The sequence below is a fragment of the Shewanella indica genome, assembly GCF_002836975.1.
GTDB lineage: Bacteria > Pseudomonadota > Gammaproteobacteria > Enterobacterales > Shewanellaceae > Shewanella > Shewanella indica.
The window spans coordinates 37,277-64,005 of record NZ_NIJK01000049.1; the positions used below are offsets into that span (position 1 = coordinate 37,277).

Sequence of the window (26,729 nt, forward strand, 5' to 3'; positions counted from 1 at the left end):
TATCGACCAATCAAAGCTGCAGATACTGCTTCAGCGGCAGATCCCGGTAGCGCTTGCCGCCGGCGGCCACTATGGCGTTGGTCAGGGCCGGTGCTACCGGGGGGACGCCGGGTTCGCCCACACCGCCGGGGACCTCGGTCGAGGCGATAATTTGTGTTTCTATCTCAGGGCATTGCGGCAACCGCAGTAGTTGATAGTTGTGGAAGTTCGACTGTTGCACCTTGCCATCCTTAAAGCTGATTTCGCCCAGCATCGCCAGGCTGAGGCCGAAGATGACCGCGCCTTCCAGCTGCGAATGCACTCTGTCAGGGTTAACCACAGTGCCGGCATCCAGCACTGAGATGGCCTGCAGCACCTGCAAACGCTCACCGTCCAGTTTGACCTTGATGGCAACCGCCACATAGCTGACAAAGCTGCGATGCACCGCAAACCCCCAGCCTTCGCCTGCCTTGGCCGGTGACAGTGCCATCCGTTTTTCGGCGGCGTCGATGACCGTCAGATAACGAGCGACATCCACAGGATGACGGCTCAGTTCTTCGCCATAGTTACCGTATTTGAAGCCCTGATTGGCAAAGTTCTCCACTCGGGGTTGCCCCAGAAGTTGCCGCCACATGGCCGGGCAACTTTGGCCGGTGCGCAGCGCCAGTTCGTCAACAAAACTGCCGATGCCGAAGGCATGCTGAATGTTGCACACAGAGCGCAGCCAGCCTATGCGGGTGTGAGCCTCGGCCTTGGCGGTTTCGCAGCGCAGCGACGGCAACTGAAACGGCAAGTCGATAAAGCCCAAATCCAGTTCGCCGTCCGAGGGCTCATCCACGCCTTCGGCAAAGGTGGAACTGATGGACGGGAAGGCGGTGCGCGACAACAGGGCTTCCACCTTGCCATCATCACTGAGCAGCGCCTGATAATGTTGGGCGCTGATGGCGTGCAGATAGCCGTTTTGCAGCTCATCTTCCCGGCTCCAGAACACCTTCACCGGCTTGCCGCTGCGCTTAGCCAGCAGCGCCGCCTCGACGCTGAAGTCCGGCTTGGACTTACGACCAAAGCCGCCGCCCAGCAGGGTGACATGCACCTTGACCTGCTCCTCCTTCAGCCCCAAAGCGGCCGCCACATTCTGCTGGGTACTCTGGGGAGTTTGGCTGCAGGCCCAGATTTCACAGCCATCCTTGGTGACTCTGGCGGTGGCCGCCGGCGGCTCCATCATGGCGTGAGCCAGATAGGGCACAGTGTAATCGGCGCTGAGCGTGCGCTCTTCGGGCCAGCTTGCGGGAGGCTGGCCCAGCTCACGCCTGACTTTGCCACTCTGTTGTACTCTTTGTTTCAGGGTGGCGATAAACGCTTGGGAGTCGTGCTTGTCGTTGGGGCTTTGCTGCCACTGGATCGCCAGTGCCTTGCGCCCTTCAAGGGCGCTCCAGCTGTTGTTGGCCAGCACAGCCACACCGCCAAGCGGCTGGAAGGCAGGCGCTCCTTTGGGAGCGGGCAGACTGATAATATCCACCACACCGGGGAAGGCGCGGGCCTTTTTATCATCGACACTCTCCGCTTGGCTGCCGAGCACAGGCGGCCGGGCAATCGCAGCATAGAGCATGCCTTCCAGACGTATATCCTGGCCATAGATGGCGCTGCCATCCAACATGGCATCCATATCCACTATGGTGCGTGACTGACCTATCTGGGTGAATTCTTCTCTGGGTTTGAGCCTGAGTTGGTTCTCATCCGGAAGCGGCAGCTTGGACGCCGCCAGCGCCAGTTCGCCATAGCTCAGGGAGCGGCCGGACGCCTTGTGAGTCACTCTGTGAGCCTTGGCGCTGACTTCTGCGACCGGCACTTGCCAATGTTCGGCGGCAGCCTGTTCCAACATGGTGCGCGCCATGGCACCCATCTGCCGCATTCTGTCGTAGTGTTTACGTATGCTGCGACTGCCATCCGTATTCTGGCTGCCGTAACGCTTGTCGGCCAGGCCCTGCACCACCACGACTTTGTCCCAGTCGGCTTCCAGTTCATCGGCCAGCACCTGAGGTATGCCTGTTCGTATGCCCTGACCCATTTCCGAGCGATGGCAGGTGAGGTAGACCTTGTCGTCTTCACCGACGGCGATAAACAGATTCAGAGGTTGCAGCTTGTCCTGCGCCAGGCTCATGGGGCTCCAGCCCAGGGCGCTGCTGCCCAGCATCAAGGCACCGCCACTGGCGCCAAAGAGTTTCAGCACATCGCGACGGCTGAAGTTTTCCACTGCGGTAAATCGGCTCATGAGCTCTGCCCCCCTTTGACGGCGACATCCTTGATGGCGCTGCGGATCCGGGTATAGGTGCCGCAGCGGCAGATATTGCCGGACATGGCATCGTCTATCTGTTGGTCACTGGGGTTGGGCGTTTCACTCAAGAGCGCCGCGGCAGACATGAGTTGCCCTGTCTGACAGTAACCGCACTGGGGAACCTTGTGTTTGCTCCAGGCAGCCTTCAGCGCCGGATTTTCCAGGCCTTCTATGGTGGTGATGTTCTTGCCCTCGGCACTTTTGAGACTGGTGAGGCAGGCTCTGGCGGGCTTACCATCCAGATGTATGGTGCAGGCACCGCAGAGTCCGGCGCCACAGCCGAATTTGGTGCCTGTTAGTCCCAGGAGATCCCTGAGGGCCCATAGCAAGGGCATATTGGGATCGGCCTCGACCGAAAACAGTCTGCCATTGATTTTGAGTTGCGACATTGTTCACTCCTTGTGCTGGTTGAGGCGTCTGAGATCTGCGCCCGTGTCTATGTCTATGGCGGCGCGGTGCAGCACTATCCGGCCCAGTCGTTGTTGTTGTAATTTCTCGGTCAGCAGGGCCTTGGCCCCTCGGTCACCCTGCAGTTGGCTAAGGGCGTTGAAGTCTGTGGCATTAAAGATAGCAGGTGCGCCGGGGGCGTCCCGGTAAAAGGCGCTGCTGCTGAGTTGGCTGCCCAGCCAACAGTCGAGCAATTCAAGGTAATCGGCGCCGTTCAGCGCCACCTGATCGGCCAGCGCCAGTAGCAGGGCATCGGCGGAGCAGGCCTTGGCCTGCTCCGCCGCCAGGGCGATGGAGTGGCCCATCCCCTGTTGCCAGAGGGGATTGAAGTAGCACTTGGCGTGCGGCGGCAACAGCGCTTGCAGCTGTTCCTTATGCGCGCCGAGAATCGTCAGCAGCGGCAGCAGCTCAAGCGTGGGGTACTTCTGGCTTGCCTGAGCGCGCATCTGCTCCAGCGCTTGCCAACTGAGGCGCAGCAGCGGCGTGCCATGGCTGTCCTGTGCCGCCAGTTTGGCGCGGCCAGGCACTGAACTGTCGGCGGCGAAACGGCTTGATGCCCCGGCGGCCAGCAACACAGGCAAGAGCCTCATGGCATCAGGCCCTCAAGCCCTGTCATGGGCGCATCAAACAAAACCCCGTGGCACTGGGCCAAAATGCTGAGGGCGATGGCCCCCGGGAGTTCGCCGCCGAGTGCCAGCCCTGCGGGGGCCGCCAGTGGCATGGCAAAGTCTGCCAGCCCAAGACCGGCATGTTTGAGTACCTTATCGCGCCTGTGAGTTGGCCCCAATAGCGCCAGATAGCGTGGGCAGCTTACTTGCAGCCGTTTGAGAATGGCGCTGTCGAGCTCGACATTGTGGTGCATCACTATGGCGCCATCCTGACGCTTGAGCCAATCGGTATCCAGCTCGTCGGCGCCGAGTTTGATTATGTCGCAACCGGCAAAGTCATGGCTGCGGGCATAGGCGGCTCTGGGGTCGACGACGCTCACCTGCCAGTCCAGTTGCAAAGCCATCTGCGCCAGCGGCTTGGCATCCAGGCCGCCGCCGAAAATCGCAAGCGCAGGTTTGGGGCCCACGGGTACGGTTAACCAGCTCTGTTGCCCGTTCTGCCCGGTTTCTTGACTCCAAATCCCGGTGCGGCGAAAGTCATTGGCGGGGAAAGGCAGAGGCTCAGCATAGGTTGAGGGGGAACCTTGGGGTAAAAAGCGCGCCTCAAGGGCTGCGGGCGCTTCACCGGCTTTTGGCATCAGCAACTGCCAGAAGCCGGATTGACCGGCATTCAGAGCCTGGCGCAACTCATCGAGTGCCAGAAAATGATTCTCCCGCCCCAGAGGCAGCAGGCAGATGTTCACCAAGCCGCCACACCCCAGTTGGTAACTGGCGTCCTGATCGTCGCGGGCGTCATAACAGACCTCCACCACCCTTTGTTCCGTCAGGGCCTTGTGTGCCTGATGGCGCAGATCGGCCTCCAAACAGCCGCCGCTGAGGATCCCCAGGCTCTGGCCCAGGGGATGAAACAGCATCATGGCTCCGGGTTTGCGATAAGAAGAGCCTTGTACCGAGGTGATCAGCGCCAGCACCCAGGGCTCGTCTGCGCTGAGAGCCCATTGTTGCAGCAAGGTTTGCAGATGGTGCGCCATAAACTTCCCATGTTTTTGGTGGAGAAGTTAGCATTGCATAAAATCGCACCGGGAAACAATCTTGCCGGGTGTGGCAAGTCAGGGAGGGGCAGCGGAACTCGGCGGCAAGCGCAATAAGAAGGCCCGCCTGTCGGCGAGCCTGAATGGTTGCGTCTAGTGACCTACATAGTCGATCATCTGCAGCAGTTGCATCCGAATCGCATCCGGCGTTTGGCTTTCCCAGAAGCCCGAGGTGTAGGCTATCAAGGGCAGCAGGAACAGCAGTCCAAGGACCAGCAGCATTACCGACTTGGCCGACCAGAAATGATGGCGGCTCAGGCCGAACCCCAGCGCCGCTTTCTTGGGACAGGCGGCCACGCAGCGCATGCAGGCCTGGCATTCATCGCTGTGCACTGTATTTTTGGTATGCACTATGATGCCGGCCGGACAGGCGCGGGTGCACTTGTCGCATTTCATCCCCTTGGACTCTATCAGGCAATGCTCCGGGGCGCGGCGGATTTTCAGCGGGCTGAGAAAACTCAGCAGTCCCAGCAGGGCGCCATAGGGGCAGAGGTAACGGCAAAATCCCTGACGGCGCCAGGCGACAATGGCAAGGATCAGGCCAAAGCAGGCCAGGGTGATGAGTCCTGGAGTGATGAAAAACAGCGCCATCTTGAGATCGGCTATCTTGTGATAATTACTCTCCAGGTAGCCGGGGATCCCCATAGACGGCATGCCCAGCACTATGTAGAGCAGCGCCGCCAACAACAGATACTTGAGCATACGCAGTGGCCAGTCGAGCCAGGCAGGCGGCATAAATTCGCGCTTGATAAAGCGTTTACGCAGGCGATAGAGGTACTCTCCGGCCAAACCCAGCGGGCAGGCCCAGCCACAGAAGGCGCGCTTGCACAGCAGTCCGGTCAACAACACCACCGCCAGCATCACGGCCGCCGCCGGGTGGGTTTGATCCCAGAGTCCCAGGGTGGCTATCGCCTTGAGCTCTATACCACCGGCGATGGGCAGAAACGCATCCACCACATCCGGGCGCCCAATCCAAGGCGTGATTCCGGCCTTGAGCATCAGGCTGTTGATGGTGTACTGAATCGCGACCAGAAACAGCGCCAGCGCCAACAGGTGCTGGCAGCCGCTGCGCAGGTTATTGATCCTGGGCTCGGATTGCAGCAAGCCGGGGCGCAGTTGCTGCAGCAATGCCAGGCTACCAACGGTTGTCAGCGTGGCCAGCAGCAACATGGGGCTGCTGCTAATCAGCAGCGCGGTTAAAATCAGCAGCAAGGTGAGGCCGGCGCCGAAACGGCGGCCGCTCCACCAGAGTTGGCTGACACCATAGAGGAGCGCCAGCATGAGGGTGAGCGATTCGGTCAGTGTCATGAGAATATAGGCCAGCATCAAAGGACTGCCTATTGTGAACTCAAATAAGGGCACAAGTTCTTGAGTCAAAAAAGGAAGTGTGCAGCAGATCCAAATTTACATTCGCAGATAGAGAAATTCGTGCACTGGCTCACAGCTGAAAAAAAGCCCCGCAGTGCGGGGCTCTCTCTATGGCTTGGCGGTCAGTTACCCGACTCCATTGCCGCGATAAAGCGGTTGGACTCATCGATGGATTTATTCATCTCTTTGATAAGGCCGGAGATATCGCTCTGCAGACTGGCAAACTCACCCTTGATGGCCCCTATGGTCTGGGCGTTGAGGTTATGCTTGAGGTAGAGCATGTTGTCTTTCATTGAGGTCAGGATAGGAGGCATCTTGCTCTCGGCACGGCGCATGCTGCGGATCAGCTGTTCGTAGGAGCGGCGGGTCTCTTTAAGCTTGGCCTGGCTCTTACTGCGCAGGCTGGCCTTGCTGATCTCACCGATTTCCCCTTGCCACTCATCGAACAGGGCTTCGGCCACATCTTCCACCTTGTTGATACGGTTGCTGACATCATCGGCGGCTTCCTGAGCCGACTCATACTCGTCTTTGGCCTTGTTGTAAGCCTTTTCCAGATCGCCGCCGTCATGGTTCAGCAGCGCCTGCATCTCTTCCAGTGCCGAACTGAACTGCTCCTGTGCTTCCTGTTGCGATTCTTTGGCGTCTTTGACCCGGTCGACCATGATGTCACGTTTGTGATAGCCAACCTTTTCCATGGCGCCGTAATAGGCACTCTGGCAACCACCCAGCAGCAATCCCAGGCTGACCAGGGCGGTGGTGAGGATCTTGTTCATAAGCTTTCTCTTTTCTCTATTTATGCTTTGTATTTGGCGGCATCTATGATGCACCAGAGATGGGCGATGGCACCTATGATAGCAGGAACTACCAACCACCAGAGGGCGTAACCTGTGACTGTCACCAGAAAGAAGATCAGTGCGGCCAGGATCCGCCCCTGAACCAACTGTCCCAGACCCGGGAAAAATACGCTTGCCAGCGCGGCAATCACATTGCCCGCCGATCCTTGTTGTGACATTAACTCTCTCCTTTAAATTATGGGAGAAGCGCTGAACGACGGGTCTTGGCGCATGCCTATGCATAGCGCTGGCGTCATTCTCGGCTTCCTTTGCCCTGCTGCAGTGGCAGCATCACACTTTGTAATCCGGGCATTATTGTACGAAGATAGCGACACTAGACCCAGAGGATCAAGAGAAAACCGTGAGCAACAAGATAGATACCCGCAATTTCAGCTTGTTTATGAAAGGCTGCTGGCACTTCCTGCTGCACCTGAAACAGAGATTGCAGGACGATCAAATCAATATCCGAGCCGGTCATCTGGCCTATGTGACCCTGCTGTCGCTGGTGCCCATGGTGGCCGTTACCATGTCTATGCTGTCGGCTTTCCCTGTATTCAAAGGGGTGCGGCAACTGATAGAAAATTTTATTTATCAAAACTTTTTGCCGGCCGCAGGTGATACGGTTCAGGTTTATATCAACGAGTTTGTCGGTAACGCTTCCAAGGGTACAGCCGTCGGTATCGGCGCCTTGGTGGTGGTGGCCATTTTACTGATCTCCGCCATCGACAAGGCATTGAATTATATCTGGCGCACCAAAGAAAAGCGCCAGACTGTCGTGTCTTTTTCCATGTATTGGATGATCCTGACGCTGGGCCCCGTGCTGATGGGTGCCAGCCTGGCGGCCACTTCCTACTTGGTATCGCTGAAAATATTCAATGAAGCCGATACTTATGGTGTAGGTAGTTTCTTTGTCGCGCGTTTGCCATTTCTGTTTTCTGTCGCGGCCTTCCTGCTGCTTTACACTGTGGTCCCCAATCAAAAGGTGAAGCTGCTGCATGCCCTGCTCGGGGCCATAGTGGCTGCCTTGCTGTTTGAGGCGGGCAAGAAAGGCTTTGCCCTGTATGTGACTCACTTCCCCAGCTACGAGGCGATTTACGGCGCCTTAGCGACGATTCCGATACTGTTTGTCTGGGTCTATCTGTCCTGGATGATAGTTCTGATGGGAGCCGAGATCACCGCTTCTTTGCCGGAATTCCTCGATGGTGACGCCCCATTGGAGCCGCTGGATGATGACCCCGGATCGGCATAATCCGTTTGCCCGCGACTGGCTGGAGGTTGGTGGTGGCCACCGCCTGTATCTGGCGCAATTCGGCAACCCGGAAGGCATTCCGCTGCTGTATCTGCACGGCGGGCCCGGCGCCGGTTGCAGCCTTGAAGAGTTGGCGCTGTTTGATCTGCGCCGCTTTCGCTTATTGTTTCTGGATCAAAGGGGCGCAGGTTTATCGCGTTCCGAGAAAGGCCTGGCGCAGAATCACTTCCAGGGCCTGCTAGATGATCTCGAGTCGGTCAGAAAGGCGCTGCAGTTGCCGCGCTGGTGTCTGGCGGGGGGCTCGTTCGGGGCAACCTTGGGGCTGGTGTACGGCGGTTTATTCCCTGAGCGGGTCATAGCCCAGACATATTGGGGCAGCTTTATCCCCTCTGCCGAGGGCCGCGATTGGCTCTATGGTGCTGCTGGCGCCGCCAGCCGTTTCCCGGTGGACTATCATGGCTTTTCCCGCTGGCTATCCAGGAGTGAGCGCAGCACTGCGGCGCTGCTGGAAAGTTATGCCAAGGGATTTACCTGCCTCAATGCCCAGGATTATATCCGCAGTTGGTTGCGCTGGGAGCAGCATCTGTCTTTACCCGGGGTGCTGTTGCCGCCGCCAAGGGCGCCTAGGGACAGCAATATGGCCAGAATCGAACTTCACTATGCCCGCCATCACTATTTCGAAGCCATGAGTCTGTTTGATGCAGGGCTCAATAACTGGCCGAAACATACCCGCTTGCTGCAGGGGGAAAACGACTGGGTCTGTCCAACTCACTTGCTGCAGGCTCAGCTTGCGCGCCAGAGCTGCCCGATCGAGTTGCAGCTGGTGGCCGGAGGTCATCACTCGCTGGTGGATGATAAAATGCGTCACGCCGTGGTTGCAGCCCTGTGTGCTATGGGCGACACTGCGGCCTCTTGTGAAACAGAATTAAGGAGTCAGGATTGATCGCCCTGATACAGAGAGTCAGCCGTGCCAAGGTAACGGTTGCCGATGAAGTGACCGGCGCCATAGATAAAGGTTTGTTGGTGTTGTTGGGCGTTGAACGCCAGGATGATATGGCGGCGATGGAAAAGCTGGCCACCAAGGTGATGAATTACCGGGTGTTCAGCGATGACAACGGCAAGATGAACCTCAATCTGACTCAGGTTGGCGGGCAGTTGTTGGTGGTGTCGCAATTTACCCTGGCGGCCGATACCAGCCGCGGTCTACGTCCCAGTTTCTCGGGTGGTGCCAGTCCGGCTCAGGCCGAAGAGCTCTATGAAGCCTTTGTGGCATTTTGCCGCAGCAAGGGGGTGACCACAGAAACCGGCCGCTTCGCTGCCGATATGCAGGTGGAACTGCTGAACGACGGGCCAGTGACCTTTAATCTGAGTGTTTGATATGTCTGAGCCATCACTGCTTAAGCAGCTGGAAAACACCTGGCATGGCACCATCCCCGTCAGTGCCTTTATGGGGATCCGGCCACTGGCTTTTGATGGCACAGAATTTCGTGTCGGTGCACCGCTGCCGCTCAATATCAATCTGCATCAGACCATGTTTGCCGGCAGTATCTATACCCTGTGCACTCTGTGTGGCTGGGGCATGCTCTGGCTGCAACAGCAGCGGGCCGGCGTGAGTGGTGATATAGTGCTGGCCCAGGCCGAGATCCGTTATCGGGCGCCGGTGACTGCCAATCCAGGTGAGTTGATTGAAGCCAGAGTCAGCTGGCCGGGCGTGTCACTGACGCCTTTGAGTGAAGGGCGCAGGGTTAAAGTCAGGCTGGAGGTGGAACTCTGGAGTCACGGCCTTTGCTGTGCTTCTTTCTTGGGGGTTTACGTTAGCCAGCCCAAGCAAGAGCCTACCCTGTCCTAGCTGGGATTATCTGGGCTTACAGGTTCGGTTTAACCTGGTAAGCCTTGAGTGATAAGCCCTGGATAACAGCCATTCCTTTCTAAAAAATCGAATTTAATATCAAATTTTCTCCGCTTTTTTTCTATTTTATCCATCAGTAAACTGCTCAGCATAGATTGGAGCAAAAGCTCTGACTCAAACAAATTCCCGAATCGAAGCGGAGCAGTATCATGAGCAAAGTATTAGTTTTGAAATCCAGCATCCTGGGTGGTTACTCTCAGTCCGGTCTCTTGGTCGACCATCTGATCAAGCATTGGCAGGAGCAGGGTTCCAGCATCACAGTCAGGGATCTGGCGGTCGAGCCGCTGCCGGTACTGGACGGTGAAATTGCCAGCGGCCTGCGCGGCGGCGAACAGCTGAGCGAGCGCCAGCAACAGGCGTTGGCCTTGTCTGATGAGCTGATCCAGGAACTGAAAGATCACGACACACTAGTAATAGCTGCGCCCATGTATAACTTCGGTATTCCGACCCAGTTGAAAAACTGGATTGACCTGATTGCCCGCGCCGGCGTGAGTTTCAGTTACACAGAAAATGGTCCTGTGGGTCTTATCACTGGTAAGCGTGCGGTAGTGATCACTACCCGAGGTGGGGTCCACAAAGACTCGACCACAGACCATGTGGTGCCTTATCTGAAAACCGTGCTGGGCTTTATTGGAATTACCGAAGTGGAAACCGTCTACGGTGAAGCGCTGAACATGGGCCCGGATGCCAACGCTAAAGGTATTTCAGCAGCCAAATCTTCGCTGGCGGCCATCTCTGCCTGAGGCAAACATCTCTTCCACCATCAATCTGAACGCCAGTTGTTTGACTGATTTGGTTCTACTGCCCCGGAGGTCACTCCCCGGGGCTTTTTTGTGACGGCTTGTCCGGCTCGAGCGCCTTGCTGCAAAGGGGACAAGCGGCATTAACCCCTTCGGCGGGCCACTGCTCGCGATAACGTACCCGCGCAGAGGCTTGGCCGCGATGTTGGCTTATCTGAAATCGCCCGGGCTTGCTTGTCATTGTGGTTACTCAGGCTTGCCGCAGACCAGCTCCTTGAAGGCGCCGCCGTTGAGCACGCAATCAAAGCCATTGGCTCGCAGAATGTCGCAGCCTTTTTGGGCGCGCATGCCGGCGCCGCAATAGAGCACAAAGGGTTCCTGCTTATTCGGTTGCTGCTTGAGCCAGGTATCCAGGGTATCCAGCGGCACATTTACTGCCTGTGGCAGGTGTCCTTCGGCATATTCGGCGGCCGAGCGGACATCCAGTACCCGGACTCCCTTGGCGATCATCTCATGGCACTGCTCTGGGTTCAGACGGCCATCTTGTGGCGTGGCGTTGGTTTGCATTTTCAGACTCTCTATCAATTAGAAATTTTTTAATAAGGTTAATCTTATGGAATTGAAAATGCAATGGCCTGGATGCTGGCCGTTTTCTCGCCAGGGCTGTTTTTTGTTCTATCCTTTGGAAAAAGGAAATGATTTGAAAATAGTGTATGGATAAGAATATATTATCATCCCACTGGTTGCAGGGGCACAACGCTTCTGAGCGCCTGGAGCGCATTCACGAACATCTGCTACTCAGCTACCCTTGGGTGGATCGTATTGCCTGCGCCCTGTATCACGAGTCGACCGGGCTGCTAAAAACCTTTATCAACAGTACTCACAGGGGCCAGGCCATAGTGGGTTATGGATATCCCATGTCCGACAGCCCGGTGCTCAGCCAACTGGCCGACACAGGGCAGTATCGGGTGATAGACGATATCAAGGCCAATATCTTGCCGGAAAACAGCCATTCGCGTTGGCTGCTGGAGCAGGATTACAACTCCTCCCTTACCGTGCCCCTCTATGATGAACAGAGGTTTCTGGGGTTTCTGTTTTTCGATTCATACCGCGTGGCGGCCTTCGATGCCAAGGCGCAGCGGGATATGGTGCTCTATGCTAACTTGATCAATATGTCTCTGTGCGCAGAACTCAGAGCGGTGCGCACTATTCTCGCCTCGGCTCAGGTGGCAAGGGACTTTGCCGACCTGCGCGACTTTGAAACCGGCGCGCACCTGGATCGCATGGCGGCCTATTCGGGCCTGATCGCCGGTATAGTCGCCCCCAAATACGGCCTGAGTGATGAGCAGATAGAACATATTACCCAGTTTGCGCCGCTGCATGACATAGGCAAGATAGGTATTCCGGACAAGGTGTTGTTGAAAGAGGGGCCCTTAAGCATAGACGAGCGTACTCTGATGGAGACCCATGTGGATAAGGGCGAGTGCCTGATCCGCAAGGTGCCGGGGGATTTTGGTCTGGCGCATCTGCCGGATTCGGCGATCATGCTCAACATAGTGGCCTGTCATCATGAGTATCTGGATGGCAGCGGTTATCCCCGAGGCTTAAAGGGTGAAGAGGTGCCGATTGAAGCCAGAGTCGTTACTGTGGCGGATATCTTCGATGCTCTCAGCAGCGAGCGACCCTATAAGCAGGCCTGGCCACTGGATGCCTGTTTTCGTGAGTTGAGAAGCATGGTGGCCGCCGGCAAACTGGACGGTCACTGCGTCGAAGCCTTGGCGGCTTCGACTACACAGATCCTGGATATCATGGGGCGCTGCCGCGACGACAAGGCGGCCTGAAAGGCCCCTGCATGTGCCGATTTATCCCACTAAAGCTCTTTGGGCTTCCTCTGGTTTTTTTAGGGCCTCCTCTGGTTTTCTAGGGCTTCCAGGGGCTAAGCTCAGTCCTGCCAGCGGCGGAAGATCAGCGAAGTATTGATGCCGCCAAAGGCAAAGTTATTGCTCATCACCAGGTCGGTATCCAGTGCCCGGCCTTCGGCGCGAATATAATCCAGCTCGGCGCAATCCTCGGCGACATTCTCCAGGTTGATAGTGGGGGCAAACCAGCCGTCACGCATCATCATAATGCTCCACCAGGCTTCCAGTGCGCCGCAAGCGCCCAGGGTATGGCCGGTATAGCTCTTCAGTGATGAAATCGGTATCTGCTTACCAAATACTGCGGCGGTAGCCCGGCTCTCGGCGGCATCGCCGCGGTCGGTGGCCGTACCGTGGGCGTTGACATAGCCTATCTGCTGCGGCGCTATCTTGGCATCTTTGAGTGCCAGCCGAATCGCCTTTTCCATGGTGTCGGCGTTCGGTTGCGTCACATGCAGGCCGTCTGAGTTGGTACCAAAACCCAGCACCTCGGCGTAGATACGCGCGCCTCTGGCCTTGGCATGCTCCAGCTCTTCGAGCACCAGGGTACAGGCGCCTTCGCCTATCACCAGGCCGTCTCGGTCGCGATCGAAAGGCCTAGGGGTCAACTCAGGAGTGTCGTTGCGGGTACTGGTGGCAAACAGGGTGTCGAACACGACTGCCTCTGTGGGGCAGAGTTCTTCGCCGCCCCCGGCCAGCATCAAATCCTGCTGGCCATACTTGATGGCTTCATAGGCATAACCTATGCCCTGGCTGCCGGACGTACAGGCGCTGCTGGTGGTTAATACCCGCCCCTTGAGGCCGAAAAATACCCCGACATTGACCGCCGTGGTATGGGCCATCATGCGGATATAGCTGGTGGCGGTAACGCCGCTCATATCGCCGTGTTTGAGCATGTCGCCAAAGGCGGTGATGGGATCTGTACTGCCGGTGGAAGAGCCGTAGGCTATGCCCATGGCGCCTGAGGCTATCAGAGGATCATGCAACAGGCCGGCATCCTCCAGCGCCATTTCACTGGCGCGGGTGGCCATCAGAGACACCCGGCCCATGGAGCGGATCTTCTTGCGCGAATAGTGTGCCGGAGTGCTGAAGTCGCTGACCGGCGCCGCCAGACGGGTGTGCAGGCCATCAAACCTGTCCCATTCATCCATGCGAACCACGGCATTTTGGCCTGCTTGCAGCCTGGCCTTGACACTGTCCCAATCCTGGCCCAGGGCGGAAATGCCGCCCATGCCGGTAATCACCACCCTGCGGCTCATAGCATGCCTCCGTTGACCGAGATCACCTGGCGGGTGATATAACCGGCTTCGTCAGACATCAGGAAGTTGGCCAGGGCCGCTATCTCTTCAGGCTGGCCCATGCGCCGCAACGGCACCAGTTGCTGTACCAGTTCGGGGCTGAAGGCATCGACCATTTCGGTTTCGATAATCCCGGGAGCGATGCAGTTGACCGTGATCTTACGTTTGGCCAGCTCCAGTGCCAGCGCCTTGGTGGCGCCTATGATACCGGCCTTGGAGGCGCTGTAGTTCACCTGGCCACGGTTACCGGCCAAACCGGAAACTGAAGACAGCGTAATGATGCGGCCGCCCTTGCGCCGTTGGATCATCGGCATCAGTGCCGGATGGATCACATTGTAGAAACCATCGAGATTGGTGTGGATGACACCGTCCCATTCGGCCTCTGTCATCGCCGGGAAAGCCGTATCGCGGGCGATACCGGCATTGAGAACCAGGCCGTGATAGGCACCGTTGGCTTCGATGTCTGCCTCAATGACTTGGCGGCAGGTCTGGCGCTCGGCAACATCAAACTGCAGCAGGCTGACCTTGACGCCCAAGGCTTGGATTTCGGCGGCGCTGGCCTCGGCGGCCGCTCGATTGGCATGAAAGTGCAGGGCGATATCAAAGCCGGATTGCGCCAGACGCAGGGCGATAGCCTTGCCTATGCCGCGGCTGGAACCTGTGACCAAAACTCTCTTTGTCATGCGGAATCTCCCTGCATCGCCTCCAGACTACCGGCAATATAGGCCTGGGTGTCCTGGGGCTGAAAAACGTTTACATTGGCGCTGGCGATCTCTGTTTCGCCATCAAAGATGCGGCAGTCGAACACTGCCAGTCCCGTGTCTTCCTGATAGAGGCGCTGCACCTGAGTCAGGTATTCGCGTCCGGGCAGGAATCCCGGGGTATGCATGCTGAGCTTACGGCTGCCCAGCAAAAAACCGACCCGGATAATATCACCGCGGGCCTCGGCTTCCACTCCGGCCAGTGCCGCTATGCTCTGGGCCATATATTCTATGCCGACATAATTGGGCACCAGAGCCCGGGCGTCATCGAAATAGGGGCTCTGCTCACTAATCTTCACCTTGGTCAGCAGCCTGTCTTGGCTGTGCTCGACCACGGCGTCTATCAGTATCATGGGCGCCCTGTGGGGCAGAAAATCGGCGATATCACGCTCGGTTAAAGGCTGGGTCATTCCGGGGCTCCACGGCTGAAGATCAGGCTGGCATTGCTGCCGCCAAAGGCGAAGGAGTTACTCATCAGGTGATTCAGTGAGTGGCGGCTACCCTGTTTGACCAGCGGCAGTGCGGGATCCTTGCCATCCTGCTCACCGTCCCACAGATGCGGCGGCAGTTGCCCATAACGGTTGAGGGGCGAGAGCAGCAGCCAGCAGAATACCGCTTCCAATGCCCCGGCGGCGCCCAGTGCGTGGCCGGTCAAGGGTTTGGTGGAACTGCAAGGCGGCAGTGCTTCGGCAAATACCGAGTGCATGGCGCGGCTTTCCATGGCGTCATTCTTGGGGGTGGCAGTGCCGTGCAGATTGACATAGTCGATGTCATCAGGCGCCAGCCCCGCCTGCTTGAGTGCCATCTCCATGGCAGCAATCGCACCGTTGCCCTCGGGATGGGGCGCCGAGATATGGTGGGCATCGGCCGACTCGCCAACACCGGACAGCAGCACCTGGCCGCTTCCTCTCTCCAGAGTAAACAGCGCCGCGCCTTCACCTATGTTGATGCCGTCGCGGTTGGCGCTGAATGGATTGCAGTGCCCCTTGGAGACAGACTCCAGTGCATCGAAGCCGTTGAGGGTCAATTGGCACAGGCTGTCGACCCCGCCGACTATCACCATGTCGCACAGCCCGGCATGCAACAGCCGTTTACCGGCGGCAAACACCTTGGCGCTGGAGGAGCAGGCCGTCGACAGTGTGTAACAGGGGCCGCTCAGCTTGAACCAGGTTTGCAGGAAGCGACTGGTGCCCCCCAGCTCCTGCTGAAAATAGTGGTAATCAGAGGGGAAATGACCGTGGCGATTGCGGTACTCCAGTGCCTCTTCACCCTTGGAGATCCCCGAGGTGCTGGTGCCTATGACAACCGCGATGCGCTCCTGGCCATATTTGGCCTTGGCGGCTTCCACCGCCGGGGTAATTTGCAGGGCGGCGCACAGCAACAGGGCGTTGTTACGACAGTCATAGTCGGCAAACTCGGCGGGAATGGCCGGTAATTCGCTGTCCACTACCCCGACTATGGCCGGCCGTTCAAACAACAGGTTGTCGCGGCTGACCATGCCGCGGCTGTCACCGGCGAGCAAGGCGTTAAGCACCTCGTCGGCCCGGTTGCCGAGAGGGGTACAAAAACCCGCATGATTTATGGCTGTAGTTGTCATATCTCTGTTTTGGGATCCGGCCCTGTATCCATTACAGGGGCTTAATGTTCAGTTTTAAATCGGCCTGCGGCATGTTCAAGGTCACTTCCGCATGCCAAATGTTGGGGCTGGAGTAACTTATCCGCATCAGCTCGCGATTGTCATTGCTCAGCAATACCCGGCACAGGACGGCGGCGCAATCTTCCAGTTTCACCCTGGCGCCATCCAGATAAGCGTTCAGCTTTTCCTCCGGCCAATAGATGAGTTGCAGCAAGGCCAGCAGATATTCTGCTTTAAACTCATTGCCGAGCAGCACACTCTGCTCGCTGGTCAGTGTATGTCCATCGTAGATCAAGGTAAACAGTGCTTGGCCAAGAGGTGCAAGCCCCACCACAGTCATCTGCTGCGGCTGCAGTTCCAGTTGGCTGATAAGCTCATGGCTCTGCTCCCCTCGTTGCAGCCGCACCTGCTGGCTGAGACTGAGCGTTTGCTCCAAAGTTTGAGTTTGAACCGAGTCACTGCCCTGGGGCTCATCTGGCTGCTTTGAGCCTTTGGTAGCCTTGGTATCAGAGGTTTGTCCCTTGGGCGCGGCTTGGTTCAGCGGCAGCGGCGCCAGACAATAACTGACATCCTTTGCCAGGGCAACGCAGGTTTGGCGATACAATAGCTGGCTGCAGCCACTCAGGCCAACCAGCACAGTGGCAAGCAGCAGCAAGCGGGTGACAGCGGCTGTCATAAGGCTTCCTCGACAGCGTCGCGGCAGAGGTTCACCACCAGATCCAATCTGCGCCGGGATTCACTGACAAAGGGGTTGTTGCTGTCCCAGGCGTAGCCCGCCAGGATAGAGCAGATCATCTGTTTTATTTTCGGGTTGGCGTCTTCAAAGAAGATCACCTCCTGGAATCTGCCGTCATACCAGGCTTCCACATAGGTGCGGAAGGTGTTGACCCCCAGCATCAAGGGCTCGGCATAATCCTGCTGCCAGTCTACCGCTTCACCCTTGAACTGGCGTACCAGACAATCACAGGCCAGACTGGCCGAGTGCATGGCTATGGTCACCCCGGAGGAGAATACCGGGTCGAGAAACTCACCGGCATTGCCCAGCAGGGCAAACTTGTTGCTGGCCAGGGTGCTGACATTGGCCGAATAGCCCTTCAAGCTGGCACAGTCGCGGATCACTCTGGCGTCCTTAAGCAGCGCTTCCAGCCCTGGCTCTTCATTGACTATGGTACGCAGTTGCTGCTCCAGGCTGCCTTCGAGTCTTGCCAGCAGATGCGGTTCGGCCACCACTCCCAGCGAACAGGTGCCGTTACTGAAGGGGATCAACCAATACCAGATATCCTTGTTGCGCGGATGCACGCTGATAAGGATCTTGTTACGGTCAAACTCCGGGTCGCTGATATTGTCCTCAATATGGGTAAAGATGGCTGAGCGGGCCGGCAGGCTGGAGGGGCATTCCAGCTGCAGCAATCTTGGCAGCACCCGGCCAAAGCCGCTGGCATCCAGCAGATATTTGGCCTGCACTGAATAGACTCGTCCATTTTCGTCTGCCACTGTCAGTCGTGGCTCTGCGCTGAGATCCACCGCGGTGACTGTCTGGCCATAACGTATCTCTACCCCTTGGTTACTGGCGGTGTCGGCCAGCAGCTTGTCGAACTGGCCTCGGGGAACCTGAAAGGTGGTGCCGGGGCCCGGGGTAAACTTGTCACTGAAATCAAAGGTGGTGTAGCGGCCGTTGCGCCGAAAGGCGGCGCCGTTTTTAAACTGAAACCCGGCCTCGGCCACGGCTTCTGTCATCCCAGCTTGCTCCAGCACTGTCATGCAGCAGGGCAGCAGGCTCTCTCCGATGGAAAAGCGTGGAAATTGGGCCCGCTCCAGCACCAGGGCATCTACTCCTTGTTGTTTCAGCAGGCTGGCCGCGACCGAGCCGGATGGCCCGGCACCGATAATTACTACATCGACTTGTTCCACGGCATTGGCAGTGTTCACTTTGCATTCCTTGTAAGAGTTGAGGTTAGGGGAGCGAGTAACAGGGTAAAACCTATGCCCAGCGCCAGGGTTATGCCAAAGGCGGCAATGGCATAGGTGTCACTCAAAGCCAGCAGGCCAAAGGCCAGCAGGGTGGAGGCGGCAGACATCAGCACCGCCAACATCACGCCACTGGGATGCTGTTTGGCTTCGGCAAAAAACAGGCTGTAGTCCACGCCTATGCCGAACACCAACACCAATGCCAGGGCATGAAATAGGGTCAAGCCGCTGCCGAGCCAGCCAAGGGCGCCCAGAGTCAGAATTGCCGCCAGAGTCGGCACCAGCGCCACCCAAAGGCCGCGGCGCAAACCAAAGCGCCAGCTGAAAATCACCGCCGCCAACAGCAGTGCCAGCGCCAGCATCATCAGGGTCAATTGACGGTATTTGGCCATCAGTGCCGAGATATCGGCGACCTTGTCGACCAACTGCACGCCCGGGGGGCTGCTTGCCAGCTGCTTGAGGGCGTCGAGGTCGTGGATGCCACCGAGCAGCACTATGGCGGCGTGAGCCGATATTCCGTCAGTGGGGGCGAGGTAGAGGTCACTCAGCCATGAGGATTTAGCCCCTTCACTGGCGAGCCAGTCTGTGGCCGAGAGTGGTTGGAATTCGGCCCATTGCCTCGAGAGCGGCCCGGCCAACTCGGCATTCAGCCCCAGGGTGTCCAAAACTGTATTTGTTTGGCGATAGATAAGCCCCTGCAGCTGATGATCTTGCTGTTGGCGTTTGATACTTGGCAAATAGCGGGCGATATTCACGCTGTTGCCGAGTTTGCCTTCAGCAATTAAACGCTCGAGCCCGGGCGCCAGCTGTTCGAGACGCTGCAGCATCTCCTCGGCGCTGTCACCCCGGACCAGCAGGAACTGATTGTCCGTGCCGCCACTCAGCAGTTGCCTGAGAGCATTTTCCGGCTCGCTGACCGCTGGTGGGCTGCTCTGTAGTGCCCGGATATCATCGTTGGCCTTGAGGTCAATGCCGCCAAACAGCAGCAGTAACCCCAGTGGTACTAGGATTAACAGGCTACTGCGCCGACCGAGAGCTTGCCAGAGATTCAGCAAGCGTCCAGCCAGCGCCAGGCGGCTGTCTCCGGCAAGCAAAGGGCTGGAGGCTATGGCCGGATACGCCAGCAGCAGTGTCAGCCAGGTGAAAATCAGCCCGCTGGCACAAAACACGGCCACCTGTTGCATGCCGGGAAAAGGCGCCAGGCCTATGCCCAGGTAAGCGCCGACACTGGTGATCAAGGCCAGGGTCACGGCCGGGAATATCAGGCCAATCACCTGCCTGGGAGAAGCCTTGGGATGTTGCAAGCGCTCGCAGTAGAAGTGAAAGCTGTAGTCGATGGCGATACCGATAAGGCTGGTGCCGAACACCAGAGTCAGCAGATGCAGTTCGCCAAACAGTGTCAGGGTAGTGACCGTCGCCGCCAGGAATCCGCTGCCCAGGGTGAGCAGTGCCACCGTCAGCGGCATCAAGGAGCGAAACGCCAGCAGCACCAGCAGGATCACTCCAAGCAGGGAGACTAATCCGATACGGTTGATCTCGCTCTTGGCCGATTCTGTGGCGGCCGCGGCATGAAACAGGGCGCCGGCCTTGAGCACTCGAGTATCTTGCGGCAGAGGCGCCAAGGCCTGCTCCAGCGCCTTGAGCTGGATTGCCTGTTGCTGCGGGTTAAAGGCGCTGCCTATGCCCTCGGCCATCACTATGGCTGCATACTGGCCTTGCGGCGTTGGCGCTAACAGTATGCCATCTGCCTGGATGAGACTGCGGCCCTCGGCCAGCGACTTGAGCCAGTCGGGGAACAGCAACAGCGGATCTTCGGCAATCAGGTCGCTGCCGGCGGCGCCAAAGGCGCTGTAGAGCTGTTGCTGCGCGTTTTGAATCAGAGTGGTTAATTCACCGCTACTGAGTTGCTGCCTCTGGCTGTCACTGAGCAGCCCCATGCGATAGGGGAAATAGAAACGCCCCAGGGCGCTGAAATTGTCGGTCTCGGCGCTGCGCACTCTCTTAAAGGCGTTTTGCTCCTTTTTCAGCGCACTTTGCAGCTGTTTGCCGGCGTCGATCGCCTGAGGCTTATTCTTGGCAATCAGGCCGATATACACTTGATTGCCGAGCTTCTGCTCCATGCGTTTCAGCGCCGCTTCGGCGAGCGGATCTTCCTGCACCTTGGGCAGCATGGCGAGAATGTCGCTCTGAATACGGCCGCCCTGTTGCCACTGCCAGACGCCAAGCAGAATAAGCAGCGTCAGCAGCCCCAGCCACAACAGCAGGCCAACCGGCGCCGAGAGCCCGGGACGAGAGCGCTCAGGGCGAGGCGACATCAGGGGGCCACCTCGGGAAAGAAGCGAGCGTGCTCGCTGTCATTGAGTGGTGATTTATCCAGTTCAGAGAAGAATATCTGGCTGATATCGCCGTTCTTGGCCAGCAGGGTCAGAGATTCGAGATCCTTATTGCCTTCGAGCACCATTTGCGGCAGCAGAGCCGCCATTGTCTGCTCCTTGGCCTTGAGTCCCAGTTGCCAATGACCCGCTTGGTCATTGAGCAGATAGAGTTCAAACCCTTGGCTCAATGCCTGAATATCACCGGAGAGCAAGGATTGCATCATGCGCGGCAGCATTTCAGCCATGGCCGCCGGGCCGGTATCGGCCTTGGTGACACTGAGCTTGCCTTGGCTGTCCTGCTGGATAAGCTCGCCCTGTTTCAGCAGCAAGAGGTTGTCAAAGGGAGTCTGCTGCTGCCAGAGCATGCCCAGCTCTCGCTGAAACAGAAATTCGCCGCTGCTGCGAAGTGGTTGTTTCAGCACCCTGAGCCAGCGCACCTGTTCAAACTGGCCTCGGCTGCTGTCGCTGAGGGCCATCTTAGTGCTTAACTGTTGCAGAGCCTGCTCTGTGGCGGCCTTGGCAAAGAGTTTGTCGAATGCCTGCGCCTCCGGCCTGATTTTCCCCTTGGCTTCGGCGGCCTGCACTGCCACCGGCTCTGTCTGAGTGTTATCCGCCGCCACTTTTGCCAATGCCATAGTGGCTGGCGCCATTTCTCCTAATGCCATAGTGGCTGGCGCCACTTCCCCTAAAGCCATGTTGCTGCAAGCGGCGCCAAACCAAAACAGTCCCAGCAGCCCAAGCAGTAAGGCGGGCTGCCGAGTGAGCCGAAAGCCGAAGGCTGAAGGTTTCATGGCTTGGCCTCGGCGGTCGCGATAAAGGGCGTCAGGCGCTCGCGGAACACCGGCGGGGTCACCAAGCACAGTTCCTGAGTCTGCATATCCACCGCGGCCTGTATGGTGTAGCCTTTGGTGAGGCGCTCACCGCTGGCGGCGTCGCAAATCTGGTAGTTGATCTTCAGCCGATTTTCCCACTCAACCAAGGCGGCACTCACCCGGATCTTCTGCTCGAAACGGCTGGGTTTGACGTATTTCAGCTGCAGATCCACTATCGGCCAGGCGTAACCCGACTCCTGCATCCGCCGGTAGCCGTAGCCGAACTTGTCCAGTAGCTTGCAGCGGGCTATTTCAAAATAACGCAGATAGTTGCCGTGCCAGGTAATGCCCATGGAATCGACATCGTGGAAGGGGATCTCCAGCTCTATTTCAGTGCTGAGGATGGCTTTCATCGGCACACCTCCCACTCCCCGGCTTGGATCTTGGCCAGGGTTTGCCGCAACAAGGCTTCCAGCGGCCTGTCTTCAATCAAGAGTTCAAAGTCGGCTTCCAGCTGCGCCAGGGTGGTAGCTACTGACTCGGTCAGCGACTCCCGTTCCAGTTCACCGGCGAGCAGGCGCAGGCGGATCCCCTGACTCATGGCCAGCAGTGCGGCGGCGGCCACCTGCTCGGTCAGTTCCAACACCCGCAGGGCGTCACGGGCGGCAATGGTGCCCATGCTGACCTTGTCCTGGTTGTGGCACTCGGTAGAGCGAGAGAACACGCTGGCGGGCATAGTGTGTTTCAGCGCCTCGGCGGTCCAGGCCGAGCAACCTATCTGCACTGCCTTGAAACCGTGGTTGATGGGGCGGCGCTCGCCCTGGCTGGCCGACAGGTTGGCCGGCAGGCCGTTGTTGAATTTGGGATCCATCACCAGAGCCATCTGCCTGTCCAGCAGATCCGCCAAATTGGCCACCGCATTCTTGAGGCTGTCCATGGCAAAGGCGATATGGCCGCCATAGAAGTGGCCGCCGTGGAGAATATGTTCCCCCTCGCCGTCGACTATCGGGTTGTCATTGGCGCTGTTGAGTTCGGTCTCGATAAACTGGCGCATAAAGGGCAGGGCATCGGCCAAGACCCCGATAATGTGCGGCGCACAGCGAATCGAATATCTGTCCTGTAGTCGGTCAGAATTGCGTGGGTGCTCGTGGTGGTTGAGGTCTTCACGGATCCAGGCCGCGACCTGGTTCTGCCCCGGGTGCGGCTTGGCGGCAAACAGTATCTCGTCGAAATGGTTGGAGTTGCCCTTGAGTGTCAGTGAGGCCATGGCGGTAATGCGGGCGCACAGGCGGCTCAGGTACTCGGCCCTGTCATATGCCAGACAAGCCAGCGCCGTCATCACGGCGGTGCCGTTCATCAGTGCCAGGCCCTCTTTGGGCCTGAGCTTGAGGGCGCTGATCCCAAGTTCGGCGTAGACTTCGCTGGTGGCGCGGCGCTGTCCTTGATAGAAGACCTCCCGCTCGCCAACCAGTACGGCGGCCAGATAAGACAGTGGCGTGAGATCGCCGCTGGCACCCACAGAGCCTTCCTCCGGGATCACCGGCACTATGTTGAGATTCAGCAGCAGGGCTATACGCTCCAGCAGCTCATAGCTGACACCTGACTTACCCACGGCCAGTGAGTTGAGGCGACAGGCCATCACGGCTCTGGCCTGGGGGATCTCCAGCACCTTGCCCATACCGCAGCCATGGAAGCGCGACAGATGCAGCGGCAACTCGTGTACCAGATCCGGGCCGACATTGACGGTACAGGAATCGCCATAGCCTGTGGTGACCCCATAGACCACGCCTTCTTCATGGAGCAGGCTGTCGATAAAGCGGGCGCCGCGCTGGATATAGTCACGGTACTCTGCACTGGCGTTGAGGGTCACCGGCGCTCCTTTGGCGATGGCGACCACCTGTTCCAGTGTCAGTGATGTTTGGCCGAAGCCGACCGTCTTGGTGGCCTTAACTGTTGCGCTCATGAATTGTCCTTGGGGCGGTCAGCAACTTGGTCCTGCCGCCAAAAATCGAAAAAGTTAAACCACTGCAGTGGTGCCTTGCGGGCAAAATGTTCCAGCCGCTGGGCATAGAGGCCTGCGGCCTGTTGCAGCCGCTGTTGCCGCTCGGCTCTCGGGCCTTTGAGGCTCTGCTCGAAGGGCTCGAGCCAGACCTTGTAGCCCTGCTGTTCCCGCAGGCAGAACATGGTGTAGATGGGGCAGTCCAGCAGACCGGCCAGAATAAAGGGGCCCTGGGGGAAGGGAGCCATTTCGCCGAGGAACGGCACTTTCACCGTGCGACCCGGGCTGTGGCTGGAGGTGCGATCGGCGGCAATCACCACCAATTCACCGGCCTCGACCTTGCTTTGCAACAACATGGAGGTGGCCGGGTTGAGTTCGGTGACCTGAAGTAAGTTGAGTTCACTGTCCGGGTTCAGCTGCTTGAGCACCCGGTTGAAGTTTTCGGCATTGCGGGTCATCACCATCACATTGACCTTCACCTTGCGCTGGTGAATAGAGATGGCGCGGCACAGCTCGATATTGCCAAGGTGGGACACCAGCAACACGGCTCCCTGGCCGCTTTGTAACTGCTCGGCCAACTGTTGACGGTCGCTGAACTCCACCTGCTGCAAGCGAATGCGATCGCACCAGGCATCGATGCGATCCAGCGCGGCATTGCCGAAGCCGAAGAAGTGGCGCAGGCTGTCGCGCCAAGTCACCGGCTGACCGAGGCTCGGGTGCTGTGGCTCCAGTGCCTGTACCCGCTTTAGAAACGCTTGTGACGCCTCGCGGGCCTGTCGCCCCGTGATAAAGAAATAGCAGATCACCGGGTACATGATTGCCCGCGCCAGCCAGTGGCCGCCGAAACGATAGCTTTCGGCCAGCAGCTTGATACCCCAGTAGCTGCCCCGCTCCTTGACGTTGGACCAATGAGCGTCTTGGGGGTTGTCTTGTGCCGCTTGGGTTGGCCCCAGTTTCTGCCCCTTGAGCTTGCGCCACAGCATGGAGAAAAACAGCCTGCTGTGCAGCTTGCTGATCCGCACATTGTCGGCCAGCCCCTGAAAATGGCTGCTGCCGTCTTCCGGGTAGATCACCTTGGTGGGGATATGCTCTATGGCAACACCGCGCCAGTAGAGACGCACCATGACTTCGATATCAAAGTCCATCCGCTCGCCGAGGGCTTCGCTGCGAAGCAGGGCTTCGGTGGCCGCCAATGGATAGATTCGAAAGCCGCACATGGAATCGCGGATATCCAGGCTCAGGGTCTCGACCCAGACCCAAAAATGGGTCAGGTAACGGCCGTAGAGCCGACCCTTGGGCACGGAATCATCATATTGCGGCAGGCCGGAGATCAGCGCCTTGGGGTTGAGCTGCGCCCTGGCGATTAGCGCCGGAATATCTTCCAGATTATGTTGGCCGTCGGCGTCTACCTGTAGGCCATGGGAAAAACCCGCAGCCCAAGCGGCGCGCAGGCCTGTCATCACGGCGGCGCCCTTGCCGCGGTTGTAAGGGTGATGCAGCAGGCTGACCCAGTCGCTGTGTTGTTCGGCCAACTGTTGCAACAGATAGCGGGTTTCATCGTCGCTGCCGTCGTTGATCAAAAAGCAGGGCAGCCCCAGCGGTTTGAGGGCTTCCAGCGTCGCAGCGATATGGCCCCTGTGGTTGTAATTGGGGATGATCAGCGCCAGCTTCATTGCTTGGCCTCTGTCTTGAAGGCAATACGACCCGAGCCGAACTTCTGTTCGCCGTTGCTGTAGCTGAAGCTCAGTTTACCCTTGGCGGGGTTATTGCTGATGCTGAGGGTGACTTGCATATTCGGCAACAGCAGTTGCTGAAACTTGAGCACCTCGAGTACCGCGACATCGGCATCATAGCCGAATGCCTGGCTGCCGAGACGCACGGCCCAGTCCAGTTGAGTCACGCCGGGCAATACCGGCTGGCCGGGGAAGTGGCCGGCAAACATAGGCAGCTCGGCCGGAATGCTCAGGCGCCAACTGGCTTCATTGTCCTGATGCCGGTGTTGAACAATGGGCGGAAGAACAGACTTAATCATGATCAAACAGCTCGAGAATATCGTTTTTGAGCAACTTGCCCTGGGCATTGAGCGGCAGCTGCTGTGGATAGCGCCAGCGTCTTGGCAGAGTCACGCGTTCAAATTGGTTCAGCAGATGGGCCTTAAGGGCGTTGTTGATGCTGAGTTTGCCCTCAGCTTCGAGCTGTGCCTTGCCGGCGGCGGAAAGCTCTACCGCCGCGCCCAGTTGCACTCTGGGGTTTTCCAGCAGCACCAGATGCGATTGGGTCACCCAGGGATGGGCGTTGAGCAAGGTTTCCATCTGCACCAGAGACAGGCGCTTTTCCTCTATCTTGACGATGCGGTCCAAGCGGCCTTCGAGGCAAAACTGGCCTTCGCCCAGCAGCCGAACCTTGTCTTCACAGCGGTATTGGCCGTCGTCTTCGAGATAGGGCGAGCGCAGCAGCAAAGCGCCGTCGCTGTCATTGTTCAGCTCCATGGGGGCAAAGGCCTGCCAGGGCGTGTCGCTGCTCTGTTGGCGCCGATAACCTATGCCGCCGGTTTCCGTGCTGCCGTAGACCTCGATTGGCAGGCTACCGTAGCAGCGCTTGACCCCTTGGGCGGCTTCCAGGCTCAGGGGCCCGCCGGAGCTGAAGATCAGGCTGGGAGTGTGCAGCTGGCGTTCATGCTCCAGCGCATCCGGCAGCCTCGACAGTTGCGCCGGGCTGCTGATCAGGCACAGGTTGGGAAACAGGGCGGTGTAGTAACTCAGGGTTTCCGGGTATTCCACCAGATCGCTGAGGAAGGGGCGACTGGCCGCCAGTGGCCAGAGAATCTTAAACAGCAAGCCATAGATATGCTGGTGGCTGACGGTGGCTATCACGCTGCACTGTGGCAGGTGAGCGGCGAAGGTCTGCTCCAGCACACTGACTTCGGCATCCAGTTGCTGCAGGCGCTTGCGAACCGCCTTGGGTTGGCCGCTGGAGCCTGAGGTGAACAGCAGCAGTTCGCCGAACTCATCCCCCTCGGCCATCTGCGGCCAGGGCGAGTGGGGCAGTGACAGCTCTTTTTTCAGCTCGAGCCAGATCTTGCCCTCACACAGGGGGCGGTCTGACACTATGGCATCAAACTCCTGGGTCAGTTCGCTCAGAGTCCCCGGCTGAGTGTTGGCCGGCAGTATGATCTGCTTGCCCGACAACAGGGCTGCACAGAGGCCAACGGCGAACAGATCGCTGCTGTCGCAGGCCAGTAACCAACGCTTTTCCGGCCGGGCTTGCAGGCGCTGATGCAGATGATAGACCTGGGTGGCGAACAGTGAACCCGTGACTATGTCATGGTGGTTAAAACTGATCAGTTGTTGCCCTGCTGGGCCTTGGGTAAGCCAGGTTTTCAATAACTCTGTCATAACTGTCCCT

Annotated in this window: 28 protein-coding genes; 6 read left to right on the forward strand and 22 right to left on the reverse strand. The window is 58.3% G+C overall.

Annotation, left to right across the window (positions count from 1 at the left end; all coding sequences use genetic code 11):
- Positions 1-10: 10 nt before the first annotated feature.
- The 7 genes from CX650_RS17565 to CX650_RS17595 form a co-directional block, all read right to left on the reverse strand.
- Entirely contained in the window at positions 11-2,251 is a 2,241-nt protein-coding gene (locus CX650_RS17565) for a xanthine dehydrogenase family protein molybdopterin-binding subunit (protein ID WP_101096573.1), read from the reverse strand.
- Positions 2,248-2,703, reverse strand: coding sequence for a (2Fe-2S)-binding protein (locus CX650_RS17570; RefSeq protein ID WP_101096574.1), 456 nt, complete (start codon positions 2,701-2,703; stop codon positions 2,248-2,250). Before CX650_RS17570 ends, CX650_RS17565 begins: the two co-directional genes overlap by 4 nt.
- A 3-nt stretch (positions 2,704-2,706) precedes the next feature.
- Positions 2,707-3,351 (reverse strand): NTP transferase domain-containing protein, encoded by a 645-nt coding sequence (locus CX650_RS17575; RefSeq protein ID WP_101096575.1) that lies wholly within the window; start codon positions 3,349-3,351, stop codon positions 2,707-2,709.
- Positions 3,348-4,400: an XdhC family protein gene (locus tag CX650_RS17580; RefSeq protein WP_101096576.1), complete on the reverse strand. Its 1,053-nt coding sequence runs from the start codon at positions 4,398-4,400 to the stop codon at positions 3,348-3,350. Before CX650_RS17580 ends, CX650_RS17575 begins: the two co-directional genes overlap by 4 nt.
- Before the next feature lie 153 nt (positions 4,401-4,553).
- Positions 4,554-5,768 carry a 4Fe-4S binding protein gene (locus CX650_RS17585; RefSeq protein ID WP_101096599.1) on the reverse strand — a complete coding sequence of 405 codons (1,215 nt, stop codon included), beginning with the start codon at positions 5,766-5,768 and terminating at the stop codon, positions 4,554-4,556.
- A 182-nt stretch (positions 5,769-5,950) separates the two neighbouring features.
- Complete coding sequence (locus CX650_RS17590) at positions 5,951-6,601, reverse strand: DUF2959 domain-containing protein (protein WP_039034687.1); 651 nt, start codon at positions 6,599-6,601, stop codon at positions 5,951-5,953.
- Between the two features lie 20 nt (positions 6,602-6,621).
- Complete coding sequence (locus CX650_RS17595) at positions 6,622-6,840, reverse strand: hypothetical protein (protein ID WP_028780047.1); 219 nt, start codon at positions 6,838-6,840, stop codon at positions 6,622-6,624.
- 182 nt (positions 6,841-7,022) lie between these two features.
- Here CX650_RS17595 and CX650_RS17600 point away from each other — a divergent pair, with 182 nt between their 5' ends.
- The 5 genes from CX650_RS17600 (at position 7,023) to CX650_RS17620 (ending at position 10,562) form a co-directional block, all read left to right on the forward strand.
- On the forward strand, positions 7,023-7,910 hold the full coding sequence (locus CX650_RS17600; protein ID WP_226684670.1) for a virulence factor BrkB family protein: 888 nt from the start codon (positions 7,023-7,025) through the stop codon (positions 7,908-7,910).
- On the forward strand, positions 7,861-8,853 hold the full coding sequence (locus tag CX650_RS17605; RefSeq protein ID WP_226684671.1) for an alpha/beta fold hydrolase: 993 nt from the start codon (positions 7,861-7,863) through the stop codon (positions 8,851-8,853). The genes CX650_RS17600 and CX650_RS17605 overlap by 50 nt, the downstream gene beginning before the upstream one ends.
- Entirely contained in the window at positions 8,850-9,287 is a 438-nt protein-coding gene (dtd, locus tag CX650_RS17610) for a D-aminoacyl-tRNA deacylase (protein ID WP_028780049.1), read from the forward strand. The genes CX650_RS17605 and dtd overlap by 4 nt, the downstream gene beginning before the upstream one ends.
- A 1-nt stretch (position 9,288) precedes the next feature.
- Positions 9,289-9,759 (forward strand): thioesterase domain-containing protein, encoded by a 471-nt coding sequence (locus CX650_RS17615; protein ID WP_101096601.1) that lies wholly within the window; start codon positions 9,289-9,291, stop codon positions 9,757-9,759.
- A gap of 209 nt (positions 9,760-9,968) precedes the next feature.
- Positions 9,969-10,562, forward strand: a complete 594-nt coding sequence (locus CX650_RS17620; RefSeq protein ID WP_101096577.1) for an FMN-dependent NADH-azoreductase — start codon at positions 9,969-9,971, stop codon at positions 10,560-10,562.
- Between the two features lie 70 nt (positions 10,563-10,632).
- Here the strand turns inward: CX650_RS17620 and CX650_RS20105 are convergent, their stop codons facing one another.
- Positions 10,633-10,800, reverse strand: coding sequence for a hypothetical protein (locus CX650_RS20105; protein WP_157823076.1), 168 nt, complete (start codon positions 10,798-10,800; stop codon positions 10,633-10,635).
- A 5-nt stretch (positions 10,801-10,805) separates the two neighbouring features.
- Positions 10,806-11,126, reverse strand: coding sequence for a rhodanese-like domain-containing protein (locus CX650_RS17625; RefSeq protein ID WP_101096578.1), 321 nt, complete (start codon positions 11,124-11,126; stop codon positions 10,806-10,808).
- 146 nt (positions 11,127-11,272) lie between these two features.
- Here CX650_RS17625 and CX650_RS17630 point away from each other — a divergent pair, with 146 nt between their 5' ends.
- On the forward strand, positions 11,273-12,400 hold the full coding sequence (locus tag CX650_RS17630; protein WP_101096579.1) for an HD-GYP domain-containing protein: 1,128 nt from the start codon (positions 11,273-11,275) through the stop codon (positions 12,398-12,400).
- Between the two features lie 101 nt (positions 12,401-12,501).
- Here CX650_RS17630 and CX650_RS17635 read toward each other — a convergent pair whose 3' ends face one another.
- The 13 genes from CX650_RS17635 to CX650_RS17695 are packed head-to-tail and all read right to left on the reverse strand — an operon-like array spanning position 12,502 to position 26,719.
- Complete coding sequence (locus tag CX650_RS17635) at positions 12,502-13,734, reverse strand: beta-ketoacyl-ACP synthase (protein WP_101055301.1); 1,233 nt, start codon at positions 13,732-13,734, stop codon at positions 12,502-12,504.
- Entirely contained in the window at positions 13,731-14,456 is a 726-nt protein-coding gene (locus CX650_RS17640; protein ID WP_101096580.1) for a 3-ketoacyl-ACP reductase FabG2, read from the reverse strand. Before CX650_RS17640 ends, CX650_RS17635 begins: the two co-directional genes overlap by 4 nt.
- Positions 14,453-14,944 carry a hotdog family protein gene (locus tag CX650_RS17645; RefSeq protein ID WP_039034683.1) on the reverse strand — a complete coding sequence of 164 codons (492 nt, stop codon included), beginning with the start codon at positions 14,942-14,944 and terminating at the stop codon, positions 14,453-14,455. Before CX650_RS17645 ends, CX650_RS17640 begins: the two co-directional genes overlap by 4 nt.
- On the reverse strand, positions 14,941-16,131 hold the full coding sequence (locus CX650_RS17650; RefSeq protein WP_101096581.1) for a beta-ketoacyl-[acyl-carrier-protein] synthase family protein: 1,191 nt from the start codon (positions 16,129-16,131) through the stop codon (positions 14,941-14,943). The genes CX650_RS17645 and CX650_RS17650 overlap by 4 nt, the downstream gene beginning before the upstream one ends.
- A gap of 31 nt (positions 16,132-16,162) precedes the next feature.
- Positions 16,163-16,846: a DUF3261 domain-containing protein gene (locus CX650_RS17655; protein WP_101096582.1), complete on the reverse strand. Its 684-nt coding sequence runs from the start codon at positions 16,844-16,846 to the stop codon at positions 16,163-16,165.
- Positions 16,843-18,099 (reverse strand): NAD(P)/FAD-dependent oxidoreductase, encoded by a 1,257-nt coding sequence (locus tag CX650_RS17660; protein ID WP_101096583.1) that lies wholly within the window; start codon positions 18,097-18,099, stop codon positions 16,843-16,845. The genes CX650_RS17655 and CX650_RS17660 overlap by 4 nt, the downstream gene beginning before the upstream one ends.
- A complete protein-coding gene (locus CX650_RS17665; RefSeq protein ID WP_101096584.1) occupies positions 18,096-20,453 on the reverse strand; it encodes an MMPL family transporter in 2,358 nt (785 codons plus the stop codon). The genes CX650_RS17660 and CX650_RS17665 overlap by 4 nt, the downstream gene beginning before the upstream one ends.
- Positions 20,453-21,304, reverse strand: coding sequence for a LolA family protein (locus CX650_RS17670; RefSeq protein WP_101096585.1), 852 nt, complete (start codon positions 21,302-21,304; stop codon positions 20,453-20,455). Before CX650_RS17670 ends, CX650_RS17665 begins: the two co-directional genes overlap by 1 nt.
- Positions 21,301-21,738 carry an acyl-CoA thioesterase gene (locus CX650_RS17675; RefSeq protein WP_101096586.1) on the reverse strand — a complete coding sequence of 146 codons (438 nt, stop codon included), beginning with the start codon at positions 21,736-21,738 and terminating at the stop codon, positions 21,301-21,303. Before CX650_RS17675 ends, CX650_RS17670 begins: the two co-directional genes overlap by 4 nt.
- The gene (locus CX650_RS17680; RefSeq protein ID WP_101096587.1) at positions 21,735-23,288 is read right to left on the reverse strand and encodes an HAL/PAL/TAL family ammonia-lyase; all 1,554 of its coding nucleotides are present in this window, start codon (positions 23,286-23,288) and stop codon (positions 21,735-21,737) included. Before CX650_RS17680 ends, CX650_RS17675 begins: the two co-directional genes overlap by 4 nt.
- Entirely contained in the window at positions 23,285-24,997 is a 1,713-nt protein-coding gene (locus CX650_RS17685) for a glycosyltransferase family 2 protein (protein WP_101096588.1), read from the reverse strand. The genes CX650_RS17680 and CX650_RS17685 overlap by 4 nt, the downstream gene beginning before the upstream one ends.
- Positions 24,994-25,356, reverse strand: coding sequence for an ApeI family dehydratase (locus CX650_RS17690; RefSeq protein WP_101096589.1), 363 nt, complete (start codon positions 25,354-25,356; stop codon positions 24,994-24,996). Before CX650_RS17690 ends, CX650_RS17685 begins: the two co-directional genes overlap by 4 nt.
- A complete protein-coding gene (locus CX650_RS17695) occupies positions 25,349-26,719 on the reverse strand; it encodes an AMP-binding protein (protein WP_101096590.1) in 1,371 nt (456 codons plus the stop codon). The genes CX650_RS17690 and CX650_RS17695 overlap by 8 nt, the downstream gene beginning before the upstream one ends.
- Between the last annotated feature and the right edge of the window lie 10 nt (positions 26,720-26,729).